This window comes from Pseudolysinimonas sp., assembly GCF_051954455.1.
In the GTDB taxonomy this organism is placed as follows: domain Bacteria; phylum Actinomycetota; class Actinomycetes; order Actinomycetales; family Microbacteriaceae; genus Pseudolysinimonas.
This window is the reverse complement of the sequence record NZ_JBQCHS010000022.1, coordinates 62,078-75,320: the sequence shown is the minus strand read 5'-3', so window position 1 is coordinate 75,320 and position 13,243 is coordinate 62,078. Positions and strand designations below refer to the sequence as shown.

Genomic DNA, 13,243 nt, shown 5'->3' with positions numbered 1-13,243 from the left:
CCTGATCGGCCCTAGGGCTCCAGCAGCTCCCGCACCGCTCGGGCGAATCGGTCGCCCCGGTCGGCGTAGTCGTCGAACTGGTCGAACGACGCCGCCGCCGGCGCCAGCAGCACCGCGTCCCCCGCCTGGGCGAGCGACGCCGCGGCACGGACGGCCGACGGCATGACCTGCTCAGTGTCCGTCGGGTCGACCTCCACGACCGCGACCCCCGGCGCGTGTCGCGCGAAAGCCTCGCGCAGCACCGCGCGGTCCGCGCCGATCAGCACCGCGGCGCGGAGCCGTTCGGCGTGCCGTCGCACGAGCGGCTCGGGGTCGACGCCCTTCAGGAGCCCGCCGACGATCCACACCACGGAGGGATAGGCCGCGAGGGATGCCTGTGCCGCGTGCGCATTGGTCGCCTTGGAGTCGTCGACCCACACGATCCCGTCGCCCTCGCCCACCCGTTGGTTGCGATGCGCCGCGACCTCGAAGCCGCGGATCGCCCCGCGGATGTCGACGGGTGCGACGCCCGCCGCTCGTGCGAGAGCGGCCGCGGCGAGCACGTTGGCGGTCATGTGCGGCGAGTCGAGTCCTGCGGCACGGAGGTCGTCCATCGTGGCGAGCTCGAGTGCCGAATGGTGCCGCTCGTCGAGGAACGCGCGGTCGACGAGGATCCCCTCGACGAGGCCGAGGTCGCTCGGCCCGGGGATGCCCAGCCCGAAACCGATGGCGCGGGCGCCCTCCTGGACCTCCGCCTCCTCGACCATCTCGCGGGTCGCCTCGTCGGCGAGGTTGTAGACGCACGCGAGCTGGACGCCGTCGTAGACCTTCGCCTTGGCGTCGCGGTAGGCCCGCCGCGAACCGTGCCACTCGAGGTGGTCGTCGGCGAGATTCAGGCACACCGCGGCGAGCGGGGCGATGGCGCCGCCGCCCGGCATCCAGTGCAGCTGGTGGCTCGACAGCTCGATGACGAGCGCGTCGAAGCCCGCCGGGTCGCGGATCGCGTCCAGCACGGGGACCCCGATGTTGCCGGCCGGCGCCGCGCGGAGCCCGCCCGCGACGAGCATCGTGGCGGCCAGCTGCGTGGTCGTCGTCTTGCCGTTCGTGCCGGTGACGAGGATCCACGCGGCCGGCTCGCCCGACTCCGACACGACCTTGTCGCGCAGCCGCCACGCCAGCTCGATGTCGCCCCACACGGGCAGCCCCGCCTCGCGGGCCCAGGCGTGCAGCGCGTGGTGCGGCGGATATCCGGGCGAGGCGACCACGAGGTCCGCCCCGAACGCGTCGAGCTCCGGGGGCGCCACGGCCTGGTCGGTCTGCTCGACGAACTCCGCGCCGATCACGCGGAGCAGCTGCCGACGCTCGTCGTCACCGCCGCCGCCGACCACGAGCACGTCCGTGCCGAGCTCGACGAGGGTGTCGGCCACGGAGAACCCGGTGACCCCGAGACCGAACACGACGACCCGCAGGCCACGCCAGTCGGCGCGCCAGCTCGTGAGGGACTCCAGCCGCTCGCTCAGCGCAGAGTCCACTCGAGGTAGAACAACCCGACGCCGACCGCCACGAACATCGCGGCGATGAGCCAGAACCGGACGACGACCGTGACCTCCGCCCAGCCTTTCAGCTCGAAGTGGTGGTGCAGCGGACTCATGAGGAAGATCCGTCGCCCCTGGCCGTATCGGAGCTTGGTGATCTTGAACCAGACCCGCTGCAGGATCACGGAGCCGGTCGTGATGAAGAAGAGGCCGCCGATGAAGACGAGGAGCAGCTCCGTGCGGGTCAGGATCGCGAGCGCCGCGAGCCCGCCGCCGAGGCCGAGGGAGCCGGTGTCGCCCATGAAGATCTGCGCGGGCGTCGTGTTCCACCAGAGGAACCCGACGAGACCGCCGGCGATGCAGGCCGCCACGATGGCGAGATCGACCGGCTGCGCCACCTGATAGCACTTGCCGATGGCCTGGGGATCGAGCCGCTCGGGCGTGAGGCACCACTGCTTGCTCTGCCAGAAGCCGATGAAGATGTAGCCCGCGAACGCGAAGATCGACGCCCCGGTCGCGAGGCCGTCGAGGCCGTCCGTGACGTTGACGCCGTTCGAGGCGCTGACCGTGATGATGTTCGTCCAGAGCACGAACAGGATCACGCCGACGACCGGGCCGAGGAAGAACAGGTTCAACCACGGCACGTCGCGCACCGCCGAGATGAAGGGCGACGCCGGCTCCAGCCCGTACGCGTCGGGCAGCAGGATCGCGATGAGCGCGAAGATCGTGCCGACGATCACCTGGCCGAGGATCTTCGACCAGCCGCCGAGGCCGAGGCTCTGCTGCTTGCGGGTCTTCAGGAAGTCGTCGACGAATCCGACGAACCCGAGGCCGACCATGAGCGCGAGCGCCAGGACCCCGCCGCGCGAGACCGGGTAGCCGATCGCGAGGTGGCCGACGAAGTAGCCGAGTACCGAACCCGTGATGAAGACGACGCCGCCCATCGTGGCGGTGCCTCGCTTCGCGTGGTGGGTCTGCGGGCCGTCGTCGCGGATGAACTGGCCCCAGCCGATCCGGCGGAACGCGCGCGCGAACAACGGGGTCAGGAACAACGAGAAGACGAGCGAGAACCCGCCGCCGATGAGGAGCGCGATCACGCGATCGCCGCCAGGCGGTCGCCGAGGTGACGGAGCCCCGCCGACTTCGACGACTTCACGAGGACGACATCGCCCGGCCGCAGTTCGTCACGCAGAAGATCGTAGGCCGCGTCCGCATCGGCGACGAACACCGACTCCCCGTCCCACGAGCCCTCCAGCGACGCCGCCTGATGGATCGCCTTCGCCTCCTCGCCGACGACGACGAGCTGCCCGATGCCCAGTCGCACGACCAGCCGGCCGAGGCGGTCGTGCTCCTCTCCGGCCAACTCGCCGAGCTCCGCCATGTGTCCGAGGACGGCGACGGTGCGTTGCCCGGGCTCGGCGATCTGGGCGAGGGTCTTGAGCGCCGCCGCGGTGGAGTCCGGCGACGCGTTGTAGGCGTCGTTGACGATCGTCAGGCGCTCGGCGATCGCGGGGTCGCCGGTCAGCAGCTCCATCCGCCAGCGCTCGGCGCGCGGAACGGTCTCGATCGCGGCGACGGCGCGGTCGAGCGGGATGCCGAACTCGCGCGCCGTGGCCAGGGCGGCCAGCGCGTTCCACACGTGGTGCTCGCCGAGGATGCGCAGGGTGACCGGCAGGGACGCGCCGTCGGCGTGGACGGTGAACGAGGTTCCGGCGGCCGTCGCGCGGATGTCGCTCGCGCGCACGTCGGCGTGGACCGCGATCCCGAACCGCACGACGCGCGCCCGCGTCATGCCCGACATCGCCTCGACCCGCGGGTCGTCGGTGTTGAGAAGTGCGACCGCGTCGGCGGGGAGCTCGGTGACCATCTCGGCCTTCGCGCGCTGGGTCTGCTCGATGCCGCCGAAGCCGCCCGCGTGGGCGAGGCCGACCTTGAGCACGATGCCCACGTCGGGGGTGACGATGCGGATGAGCCGGGCGATGTCACCCACGGCGCTCGCCCCCATCTCGGCGACGAGGTACTCGGTGGCCTCGTCGACGCGGAGCATCGAGATCGGCGCGCCGACGTGGTTGTTGAACGACCCCTCCGGGGCGACGGTGGGCCCCTCGGCGGCGAGGATCGCCCGCAGCAGGTTCTTGGTGGTGGTCTTGCCGTTGGAGCCGGTGACGGCCGCCACCTTCAGCCGGCCGAGCGCCCGCACCCGCGCGACGACGAGATGCGCGAGCGCGGCCAGGGCGGCCACGCCGTCGGGCACGACGAGGACCGGCACCGTGACGTCGAGGGGACGTTGGGCGACGACCAGCGCTGCGCCGGCGGCGACCGCGGCGGGGGCGAAGAGATGCCCGTCCGTCTCCTCGCCGGGCAGCGCGAAGAAGACGCTGCCGGGCTGGACCTCACGGGAGTCGGTCTGCACGCTCCCCGACACGATCGCGTCGGGATCCGCGCCCTCCGAGAGCCGGCCGCCGAGCGCGTCGCGCACCTCGGCGAGAGTCAGCGCGATCATGCCCAGCCCGCTTCGTGAAGGGCCGCGCGGGCGAGCTCGCGCGCCGAGTACGGCGTTCGCACCCCGCGGATGTCGCGGTAGTCCTGGTGCCCCGGGCCGGCCCAGAGGATCGAGTCGCCCTCCTTCGCGAGCGAGACCGCCTTCTTGATGGCCTCCTCGGGCGGACTCACCTCGTAGATCTCCTCCGGCTGGTGCTCGGCGAGCCGCGCGCCCTCGAGGAGGGTGGCGCGGATCGAGGCCGGGTCCTCGAAGCGCGGGTGGTGGTCGGTGATGACGAGGATGTCGCTCAGCTCCGCGGCGACGCGCCCCATCTCGTGGCGCTTGCTCGCATCACGGTCGCCGTCCGCGCCGAACAGCATGATCGTGCGTCCCGGGGTGAAGCGGCGGACCGCGCCCAGGGTGTTCTCGAACGCGTCGGGGCTGTGCCCGAAGTCGACGTAGACGCTCGGCCCGTGCTCACCCGACACCCGCTCGGTGCGGCCCGGCAGGTAGGCGACGATGCCGCCGTCGGTGTCGAGCGCGGCGCCGATCGCCTCCAGCTCGAAGCCCGCCTCGACCAGCATCACGATCGCGAGTGCCGCGTTCGCGGCCATGTGCCACCCGATGAGCGGCTCCCGCGTGACGAGCGAGCGGCCATCCGGCCCGGTGAGCCGGAACTCGGTGTACGCCGCCGCCTCCTCGAGGATCTCGACCTTCCACTCGGCCGCCGCCAGATCCTGCGCGGCGGCGACGCCCGCGGTCGCGATGGTCGTCACCGGGATCCGCGAGGCGTCGACGACCCGCTGGCCCCACGACGTGTCGAGCGAGACGACGCCCCGCTTGCCGTGCTCCGGCTCGAAGAGGGGGAGCTTCGCGCGGAAGTACTCCTCCATGTCGTAGTGGAACTCGTCGAGGTGGTCGTGGCTGAGGTTCGTGAACCCCACGACGTCGAACACGATCCCGTCGACGCGGTGCCAGATGAGCGCCTGCGCGCTCACCTCGACGGCGACGGCGCGGACGCCCGCCTCCCGCATCCGGGCGAGGAGCGCGTGCATCTCGCTCGCCTCGGGGGTCGTGAGGCGGCTGACGACCGTGAGGTCGCCCACGTGGCGCTCCGACGTCGACGACAGCCCGGTCACGAGTCCGAGCTGGCGCAGGACTCCCTCCAGCAGATAGGAGGTCGACGTCTTGCCGTTGGTGCCGGTGGTGCCGAAGAGCAGGGGCAGGTTCTCGTCGGTGCGGTACACCCACGCCGAGACCTCGCCGAGCGCGTGCCGGGGATCGTCGACGAGAAGGATCGGCAGGCCGCTGTCCGCGGCGAGCGCTGCGCCCTCCGCGTCGGTCAGCACCGCGACGGCGCCTCCCTCCGCGGCCCGCGGTGCGTAGCGGGCACCGTGGCTGTTCGCACCGGGGACTCCGACGTAGAGGTCGCCCGGATGCAGATCCTGTGTGCTGAGGGTGACGCCGGTCAGTTCGACCCCGTCGAGCGAACCGGTGTGCTCGAGGCCGAACTCCTGCGCGAGGAGGGCGAGCGGCCGGGGGGACGGGTGCTCGGGCCGGAGCACCGGCGGGATGCGGGAATCCACTCCCTCGGGCCTCCTGATCATGGCGTCCGCGGACGCGGACTGGCTCTCCAGGTTACCGGCACGGCCGACCGCCGGTCCTACCAGGTGACGGGCGGCAGCGACGGCGCACCGGTGGCGGCGGGCACGCGGTAGGCCTTGATCACCTGGCTGGTGAGGGCCTTCCAGCCCGGCGCCGCGGCCACCGACGACGTCACGGTCTGCGGTTTCGCGAGGGTGAAGATGACGGCGTACTGCGGCTTGTCCGCGGGAACGAGGCCGGCCACGGACACGATGTACCGGCCCTTGATGTACTTGCCGGTCGCCGGGTCGGCGACCTGCGCGGTCCCGGTCTTGGCGGCGATGTTGTAGCCCGGGATCTGCAGGTACTTCGACGACGGGCCCTCCTGGTAGACGGTCTGCATCATCGAGCGCACCTCCTGCGCCGTGGCGGCCGACACGACCCGGGTGGCCTGTGTCGACGCCTTGTCGACGACCGTGCCGTCCTGCTTGGTGCAGCCCTCGACCAGGGTGAGCGGCATCCGCACGCCGTCGTTGCCGAGCGTCTGGTAGAGCTGCCCGATCTGGGCCGTGGTCGCCGTCATGCCCTGGCCGAACTGCTGGGTGACGCGGGTGACCGGGTCGGCCTGCGCCGGCGTCCGCAGGGTGCCGTGGTCCTCCCCGTAGAAGCCGGACGCTGTCTTCTGACCGAAGCCGAACTTGACGAGGTTCTGGTAGCGGTCCTCTTCGCTCTGCAGCTTGGTCAGCTGCGCGATCCCGATGTTCGACGACTGCTCGATGACACCGGCGACCGTCAGGTGCAGGTCGCCGTGCGGGTTCACGTCGGTGATGGTCGCCCCGTCGACCACGAACTTGCTCGGCACGTCGACCGGCGTGGAGGCCGTGACCTTCCCGGCCTCCACGAGCCCCGCGACGGTGGCCGGCTTCATGATCGACCCGGGCTCGAACGGTGAGACGAAGGTGTTCGCCGTGAAGGACCCCGCGTTGGCGGTCGACAGGTCGTTCGGATCGCCCGTGTCGTAGTCGGCCGCCGCCATGATGTGGCCGTCGGCGACCCGCACGACGATCGCGCTTCCCGTGTCGGCGCCCGTGGCCTGCACCTGCTGGATCACCGTCTGCTGGGCGAACCACTGCAGGTCGTGGTCGATGGTCAGCTTGACGGTGCCGCCAGCCACGGCCGGCTTCGTGGTGACCGTGCTGCCCGGCAGCGCGACGCCGTTGGCGCTCGCGCGGTACTCCTGGTACCCGTCGGTGCCGGCGAGGCAGGAGTTCTCGGAGAGCTCGACGCCCGCGAGGGGGCCGTCCGTCCCCATCAGGCCGACGAGGTTCGCCCCCACGGCGCCGTTGGGATAGGTGCGCGCCGGGTCGAGCTGCGGGTAGATCCACGGGATCCCGAGCGCCATGACCTTCTTGTACTCGGCGAGCGGCACCTGCTTGACGAGCATCGCGTAGTTCGAGTTCGGGTCGCGGATGATCGCCTGGTACATCTTCTGCGGGTCGGCTCCCGTGATGTCCGCGATCTCCTGCACCGAGGTCTGCAGGTCGATCGTCTGCTTGTCGCCGTTCGCGTTCTTGCGGGTGAACTGGTAGTCCGCGCCCTTGGCGATGCTCGGCGCGGTGGTGATGTCGAAGCGGTCGACGCTCGACGCGAGCACCGTGCCGTCGGTGTCGACGATCGAGCCGCGGCTGCCGTACACCTTGACCTGGAAGGTCTGGCGCGCGTCGGCCGCCTTGGTCAGCGACTCCGCCTGGACGACCTGGATGTCGACGAGGCGCCCGACGAAGACCGCGAGCAGGGCGAACACCCCGATCACGGTCACGGCGAGGCGGCGTCCGGTGCGGCGGCGGATCGACATCTGGGACTCCGGTCAGTGGGTGGTCGGCGACGCGATCACGTTGTCATCGGGCGAGGTGGTCGTGGACGACGGCGCGCCGCCGGCCGGCGTGCTCCCGGTCCCCCCCACTTGGGGGTTCATCGCGGCGCCGCTCCCGGCCACGAGCGCGTTCGGGACGAGGTCCCCGCTGCCGGCGATCACGCCGGTCTCGCCGGCGGAGGGCGTCCCCGACACGGCGCCGCTGGCGAGGTCGAGGTAGGCCGGATTGCCGCTCGAGACCATGCCGAGCTGTTCGGCGCGCGCGGCGACCGACTGGGGGGATCCGAGCTGGTCCAGCTGCTCGTTGAGCGCGCGCTGGCTGCGCTGCAGCTGCGTCTGCTCCGACTGCAGCGAGTGCACCTGGTAGGCGCCGTCAGCGATCCAGATGCTCAGCAGCAGCTGTCCGAGGAGGATGACGCCGATCCCCCCGAGCGTGACGAGCACGTGGGCGAGCCGCGGCCGGGCGCGGCGCTGGGCGCGGCTCGGCGCGATCTCGAGGTGACGGGTGGTCTCCGGGGCGGTGGACGGTTGGCGGCGGGGAGCCGCGGCGGTCGCGAGGCTCACGCGGCCACCTCCCTCAACTTCTCGGCGGCGCGGAGCCGGACGGGTGCGGAACGGGGGTTGCGCTCGCGCTCCTCCTCGGAGGCGAGTTCGGCCCCGCGGACGAGCAGCTTCAGCTCGGGCCGGTGCTCGGGCAGCTCGACGGGGAGCCCGCGCGGGGCCGTGGAGACGGACCGCGCCTGCAGCTCCCGCTTGACGATGCGGTCCTCGAGCGACTGGTACGCGAGGACGACGATGCGACCGCCGACCTCGAGCGCGTCGATCGCGGCGGGGATCGCCCGCTCGAGCACGACGAGCTCCTGGTTGACCTCGATGCGCAACGCCTGGAAGACCCGCTTGGCCGGGTGCCCGCTCCGCTCGCGCTGGACGGCGGCCGGGGTCGCGTCGATCAGGAGGGCGACGAGCTGCGCGGAGCTGGTGAGCGGCTCCTCGACGCGGCGCTCGACGATCCGGCGCGCGTAGCGGGCGGCGAGCTTCTCCTCGCCGTAGCGCTCGAAGATGCGGCGGAGCGCGGCCTCGTCGTAGTCGGCGAGGACCCGCTCGGCGGTGAGCGGCGATCCCGGATCCATGCGCATGTCGAGCGGGGCGTCGCGGGCGTAGGCGAAGCCGCGGTCGGTCTCGTCGAGCTGCATCGACGAGACGCCGAGGTCGAAGAGGACGCCCGCGACGCGCTCGATCCCGAGGGAGGCGAGCGCGTCGCGGATGCCGTCGTAGACCGTGTGCACGAGGTGCACGCGGTCGCCGAAGCGGGTGAGCCGCTCCCCCGCGAGGCGCAGGGCCTCCGGGTCGCGGTCGAGGCCGACGAGGACCAGCTGGGGGAAGCGGTCCAGGAAGGCCTCCGCGTGCCCGCCGAGGCCGAGGGTGGCATCGACGAGGACGCTCCCGGGACGGTCGAGCGCCGGGGTGAGCAGCTCGACCGTCCTCTCGAGCATGACGGGGATGTGGCGGGGGGCGCCGGAGGTGGTCTCGGTCATCGGTACGGTCGGGGTCCCATCCCCTCGGGCCTGATCCCCATCCGCCGCGACCTGCCACCGGGGAAGGTGCGGCAGGGCGTGCGGCTGAGGGTCCGGCCCGAGGGTCTAGAAGATGCCCGGGATCACCTCCTCATCCACGTCGGCGAAGTCGTTGGCGGTCTCCTCGGAGTACGCGTTCCACGCGGCCGTGTCCCAGATCTCGGCGTGCGTCCCGACGCCGACCACGGTGAGCTCGCGGTCGAGACCCGCCCACTCGCGCAGCATCGGGGGGATCGTGACGCGGCGCTGCGAGTCGGGCGCCTCCTGGGCGGCGCCGCTCAGGAGCTGGCGGAAGAAGTCGCGGGCGCGCTTGCCGGTCATCGACGCCTGGCGGGCCCGCTCGTAGACGGACTCGAACTCCTTCTGGCTGAAGACGTAGACGCAGCGCTCCTGACCCTTGGTCATGACGATGCCGGTCGCGAACTCATCCCAGAACTTGGCGGGCAGGATGATCCGCCCCTTGTCGTCGAGCTTGGGCGCGAAGGTGCCGAGCAGCATCCCGGCCCCCTCTCGCTCACCCCGACTTGAGGAATGCCGCCACTTTACTCCACTCTCCTCCACGTAGGAAGCACAAGCCTCCGAGATCGGCCCCGTATTGGGGGTAGGCACTCAGATAAGCCCCGAAATCACGGGCCTCTCCTTCGTGGAGTGAAGTGGAGGCGATTGCGCACAGAGCGGCGACCGCAGACATGAAAAAAAGGCCGCCCCGAGGGGCGGCCGAGTCGATGCGGCGGGCTAGCGGTCGCTGTCCTCGCCGCGGCGCTCCCAGCGCTCGCCGAGCGAGTCCATGAAAGAGGCGCGCTGCGGGCGCGGGCCGGCAGCGCGGTCGTGGCGTGAAGTGGAGGAGAGTCGACGCGGCGGTGCGATGAGCAGCAGGGCCCCCGCGAACATCGCGGCGAACCCGACCACGCCCACGATCGGCACACGGACCATGACGCCGACCACGAGCAGGGCGAGGCCTCCGAAGAGCCCGACGATGCTGAGAAGAATGGCGGTCCCGCTCGCGCGACCGCGTCGTCCGCCGACGGTCGTCACGTCGTCGGCGTCGTTGTGATAGAGGCTGCGCTCCATCTCGTCGAGAAGGCGCTGCTCCTGCTCCGAAAGCGGCATCTCGGTCTCCAGTCCCGGGTCGGGTCCATCACGGGTGGGGAGAAGTCCCGACTCGGTGATGGCTCACCAGTCTAGGCGCGGCCGCCTGGATAGGCTAGGTAGGTGCCTGGGAGTCCGCGGTTAGTGGATCTGGTGCAGGCCTCGATCGACGAGCTGCTCGATCGGGAGGCCTCCACCCTCGCCCGCATCTCCCCCGATCTCGGCGAGATGCACGCGGTCGCGCGATCCTTCCTGGCCGGCGGCAAGCGGTTCCGCGCCCTCTTCGCCTACTGGGGCTGGCAGTCGGTCGCGGGTCTGACCGACCGATCCGACCCCCTCGGCGCCGAGACGCCCGACCTCCGGCCGATCGTGGCGATCGCGGCGGCGCTCGAGGTGTTCCACGCGGCGGCCCTGGTGCACGACGACATCATGGACAACTCCGACCTGCGCCGCGGGCGTCCGAGCGCTCATCGCCAGTTCGAGGAGCAGCACCGCCGCGCCGGATGGGACGGCGCGCCCGAGCGCCACGGCGAGGCCGCGGCCCTCCTGCTCGGCGACCTGCTGCTCGGCTGGAGCGACGAGCTCTTCGAACAGGGCGTGCGCGGAACCGCCGATGCGGCGGCGGCGCGTGCGGCCCGTGACGAGTTCGCGCGGATGCGCACCGAGGTCACAGTGGGGCAGTACCTCGACATGCTCGAGGAGGACTCGTGGCGCCGGCGCGACGAGGCGGATCTCCTCACCCGGGCACAGCGCGTCGTCGTCTACAAGTCGGCGAAGTACAGCGTGGAGGCGCCGCTCGCCATCGGTGCGGCGCTCGCCGGCGGCGACCCCGAGCAGCTGGCCGCCTTGCGCGCCTTCGGGCTCCCGCTCGGGGTCGCGTTCCAACTGCGCGACGACGTCCTCGGCGTGTTCGGCGATCCCGCGATCACCGGCAAGCCCGCGGGCGACGACCTCCGCGAGGGCAAGCGCACCGTGCTGGTCACCCTCGCACGCCAGAAGCTGCCGGCGTCGGCGCGCCGGCTCGTCGACGAGCTCCTCGGCGATCGCGGTCTCGACCCGACCCAGATCAGCGTGCTGCAGTCCGCCGTGCGCGACAGCGGCGCCCTCGACGACGTCGAGCGGATCATCGAGCGCGAGGTCGCCACGGCCCTCGGCGCGCTCGGCGAGGCGCCGCTCACCCGCAGCTCACGGGAGCGTCTGGCTGAGCTCGCCGCGGTCGTGACCGCGCGCTCCGCCTGAGCGCGGACCTAGAACCCGAGCGCCTGCGCGACCCGGCGCACCTCGGCCTTGCGCCCGGAGCGAAGCGCCTCCACAGGACTCGTCCCGAGGCTGTCCTGCTCGCTCAGCAGCCAGGTGATGGCCTCGTCGTCACTGAAGCCGGCGTCGCCGAGCACCACGACGGTGCCGCGGAGGTCGTGGAGCGGCTCCCCGTCGAGGAGGAACGCGGCGGGGACCTTGAGCACGCCGTCGACGCGGGTGCCGAGGAGGATGCGCTCCTCGAGCAGGCGGCGCACCTTGCCCTGCGGCAGGTTCAGCACCTCCACGAGGTCGGGGATCGTCAGCCAATCGGCAGTGCTCGCACTCACCCGACCAGCGTGTCACGCCCGCGACGGGGTCCGCAGCCGCCCGGGACGCGGTCGATTTCCACATGATTCACATGAGCCACATCAGTTGACTCCTTATATCTTCTGTGACAGCGTGAATCGGACGTCCGCGCTCGGCGACGGATGTCGCGGTTCCTCGGGGGATGGGCCAGAGAGGCGGGGTCGGCATGGACGCGAACGGAGCGCGCGCATCGCGCGACGAGGAGCGCGCCGAAGCGGTGCGCCGGATCCGGCGCGGCGTGCACCTGACCGTGCCGGTCGTACTCGCCGGCGCGATGACCGTCACCATGAACCTCACGGGCGCCCTCCCGGCAGCCGACGCGGCGCCGAAGAAGCCCGAGGCGAAGCCCCGCGCCCTCGTCCGGTCGACCCCGGTGGCGGCACCGGGAGCGGCATCGACGCCGGCCGCCCTCGCCCCGGCCCAGGCGGCCCCCTCGCGCTATGTCGTCGCGAGCGGCGACACCGTGTCGCGGATCGCGGCGCGGTTCGGCTTGCGGACCGCCGACGTCCTCGCACGCAACGGCCTCGGCTGGTCGTCGCTGATCTACCCCGGACAGGTACTGGTCCTCGGGGGCGGCAGCGCCGCCCCGGTCGCCGCGCCTCCGGCGTCCTCGCCCGCGCGCGGCTACACGATCCAGCGCGGCGACACCATCTCGGGCATCGCCGGGCGCCTCGGCGTGACGACCCAGGCGATCCTCGATGCCAACGGCCTCAGCCGCACGAGCATCATCTACCCTGGGCAGTCGCTCCGGATCCCAGCCGGCCCGGCCTCCACGGGCGGCGCCCTCGACATCCAGACCGTCTCGTCCGTCACCCCGGTCGCCCCCGCCGACGGGCCGACCACCCCGGTCGTGAACTCCCCGGCCCCGGTCGTCGACGACGCCTACACGGTGCGCGCGGGCGACACGCTCTCCGGCATCGCCGGCCGGTTCGGGATCGGCGCGAGCGCGATCATGCGCGCCAACGGGCTCGGCGCGACGAGCCTCATCTACCCCGGCAGCCGTCTCGTGCTCCCCGGTGTCACCGCCGTGCAGGACGGCACCACCGTGACCCCGCTCACTCCGGAGATGGCCGCGAACGCGCGGATCGTCATCCAGGTCGGGCGGCAGCTCGGCGTGCCCGATCGCGGGATCGTCATCGCGCTCGCCACGGCGATGCAGGAGTCGAGCCTGCGCAACCTCGGCCACGGCGACCGCGACTCGGTGGGGCTCTTCCAGCAGCGGCCGAGTACCGGATGGGGCACCGCCTCCCAGCTCACCGACGTCTCGTACGCCGCGCGCCTCTTCTACGGCGGCCCGAAGAACCCGAACGCCGGGCGTACGAAGGGCCTGCTCGACATCCCGGGCTGGTCGGGTCTGAGCCTCACCCAGGCGGCGCAGCGGGTGCAGATCTCGGCCTACCCGAACGCGTACGCCAAGTGGGAGAAGAGCGCGCAGACCTGGCTCGCGCAGCTCCGCTGATCCCTCGCCGATCCGGGCGCGACCGGGTGTTGCGGCCGGGCCCTCAGGCGCCCGTCCGTACAC

Annotated in this window: 12 protein-coding genes; 2 read left to right on the top strand and 10 right to left on the bottom strand. The window is 71.9% G+C overall.

What is annotated here, in order from left to right:
- Positions 1-11 precede the first annotated feature (11 nt).
- From murD to ACTHM3_RS10500, 9 genes are all read right to left on the bottom strand, one after another.
- A complete protein-coding gene (gene murD, locus ACTHM3_RS10540) occupies positions 12-1,511 on the bottom strand; it encodes a UDP-N-acetylmuramoyl-L-alanine--D-glutamate ligase (protein WP_440406053.1) in 1,500 nt (499 codons plus the stop codon).
- The gene (gene mraY, locus ACTHM3_RS10535) at positions 1,496-2,611 is read right to left on the bottom strand and encodes a phospho-N-acetylmuramoyl-pentapeptide-transferase (RefSeq protein ID WP_440406052.1); all 1,116 of its coding nucleotides are present in this window, start codon (positions 2,609-2,611) and stop codon (positions 1,496-1,498) included. Before mraY ends, murD begins: the two co-directional genes overlap by 16 nt.
- A complete protein-coding gene (locus ACTHM3_RS10530; protein ID WP_440406051.1) occupies positions 2,608-4,017 on the bottom strand; it encodes a UDP-N-acetylmuramoyl-tripeptide--D-alanyl-D-alanine ligase in 1,410 nt (469 codons plus the stop codon). Before ACTHM3_RS10530 ends, mraY begins: the two co-directional genes overlap by 4 nt.
- Positions 4,014-5,603: a Mur ligase family protein gene (locus ACTHM3_RS10525; RefSeq protein ID WP_440406050.1), complete on the bottom strand. Its 1,590-nt coding sequence runs from the start codon at positions 5,601-5,603 to the stop codon at positions 4,014-4,016. The genes ACTHM3_RS10530 and ACTHM3_RS10525 overlap by 4 nt, the downstream gene beginning before the upstream one ends.
- 56 nt (positions 5,604-5,659) lie before the next feature.
- On the bottom strand, positions 5,660-7,435 hold the full coding sequence (locus ACTHM3_RS10520) for a peptidoglycan D,D-transpeptidase FtsI family protein (RefSeq protein ID WP_440406049.1): 1,776 nt from the start codon (positions 7,433-7,435) through the stop codon (positions 5,660-5,662).
- Between the two features lie 12 nt (positions 7,436-7,447).
- Positions 7,448-8,017 carry a hypothetical protein gene (locus tag ACTHM3_RS10515; RefSeq protein ID WP_440406048.1) on the bottom strand — a complete coding sequence of 190 codons (570 nt, stop codon included), beginning with the start codon at positions 8,015-8,017 and terminating at the stop codon, positions 7,448-7,450.
- Positions 8,014-8,988, bottom strand: a complete 975-nt coding sequence (gene rsmH, locus ACTHM3_RS10510; RefSeq protein WP_440406047.1) for a 16S rRNA (cytosine(1402)-N(4))-methyltransferase RsmH — start codon at positions 8,986-8,988, stop codon at positions 8,014-8,016. The genes ACTHM3_RS10515 and rsmH overlap by 4 nt, the downstream gene beginning before the upstream one ends.
- 105 nt (positions 8,989-9,093) lie before the next feature.
- Positions 9,094-9,525, bottom strand: a complete 432-nt coding sequence (mraZ, locus tag ACTHM3_RS10505; protein ID WP_440406046.1) for a division/cell wall cluster transcriptional repressor MraZ — start codon at positions 9,523-9,525, stop codon at positions 9,094-9,096.
- Positions 9,526-9,762: 237 nt separating this feature from the next.
- On the bottom strand, positions 9,763-10,137 hold the full coding sequence (locus ACTHM3_RS10500) for a DUF3040 domain-containing protein (RefSeq protein ID WP_440406045.1): 375 nt from the start codon (positions 10,135-10,137) through the stop codon (positions 9,763-9,765).
- A gap of 102 nt (positions 10,138-10,239) precedes the next feature.
- Between ACTHM3_RS10500 and ACTHM3_RS10495 the strand changes: the two genes are divergently transcribed.
- Positions 10,240-11,355 (top strand): polyprenyl synthetase family protein, encoded by a 1,116-nt coding sequence (locus tag ACTHM3_RS10495; RefSeq protein ID WP_440406044.1) that lies wholly within the window; start codon positions 10,240-10,242, stop codon positions 11,353-11,355.
- 8 nt (positions 11,356-11,363) lie between these two features.
- On the opposite strand, the gene ACTHM3_RS10490 is transcribed toward ACTHM3_RS10495, so the two are convergent.
- Positions 11,364-11,702, bottom strand: a complete 339-nt coding sequence (locus tag ACTHM3_RS10490) for an Rv2175c family DNA-binding protein (RefSeq protein ID WP_440406043.1) — start codon at positions 11,700-11,702, stop codon at positions 11,364-11,366.
- Between the two features lie 185 nt (positions 11,703-11,887).
- Here ACTHM3_RS10490 and ACTHM3_RS10485 point away from each other — a divergent pair, with 185 nt between their 5' ends.
- Positions 11,888-13,180: a LysM peptidoglycan-binding domain-containing protein gene (locus ACTHM3_RS10485; protein ID WP_440406042.1), complete on the top strand. Its 1,293-nt coding sequence runs from the start codon at positions 11,888-11,890 to the stop codon at positions 13,178-13,180.
- The last annotated feature ends 63 nt before the right edge of the window (positions 13,181-13,243 follow it).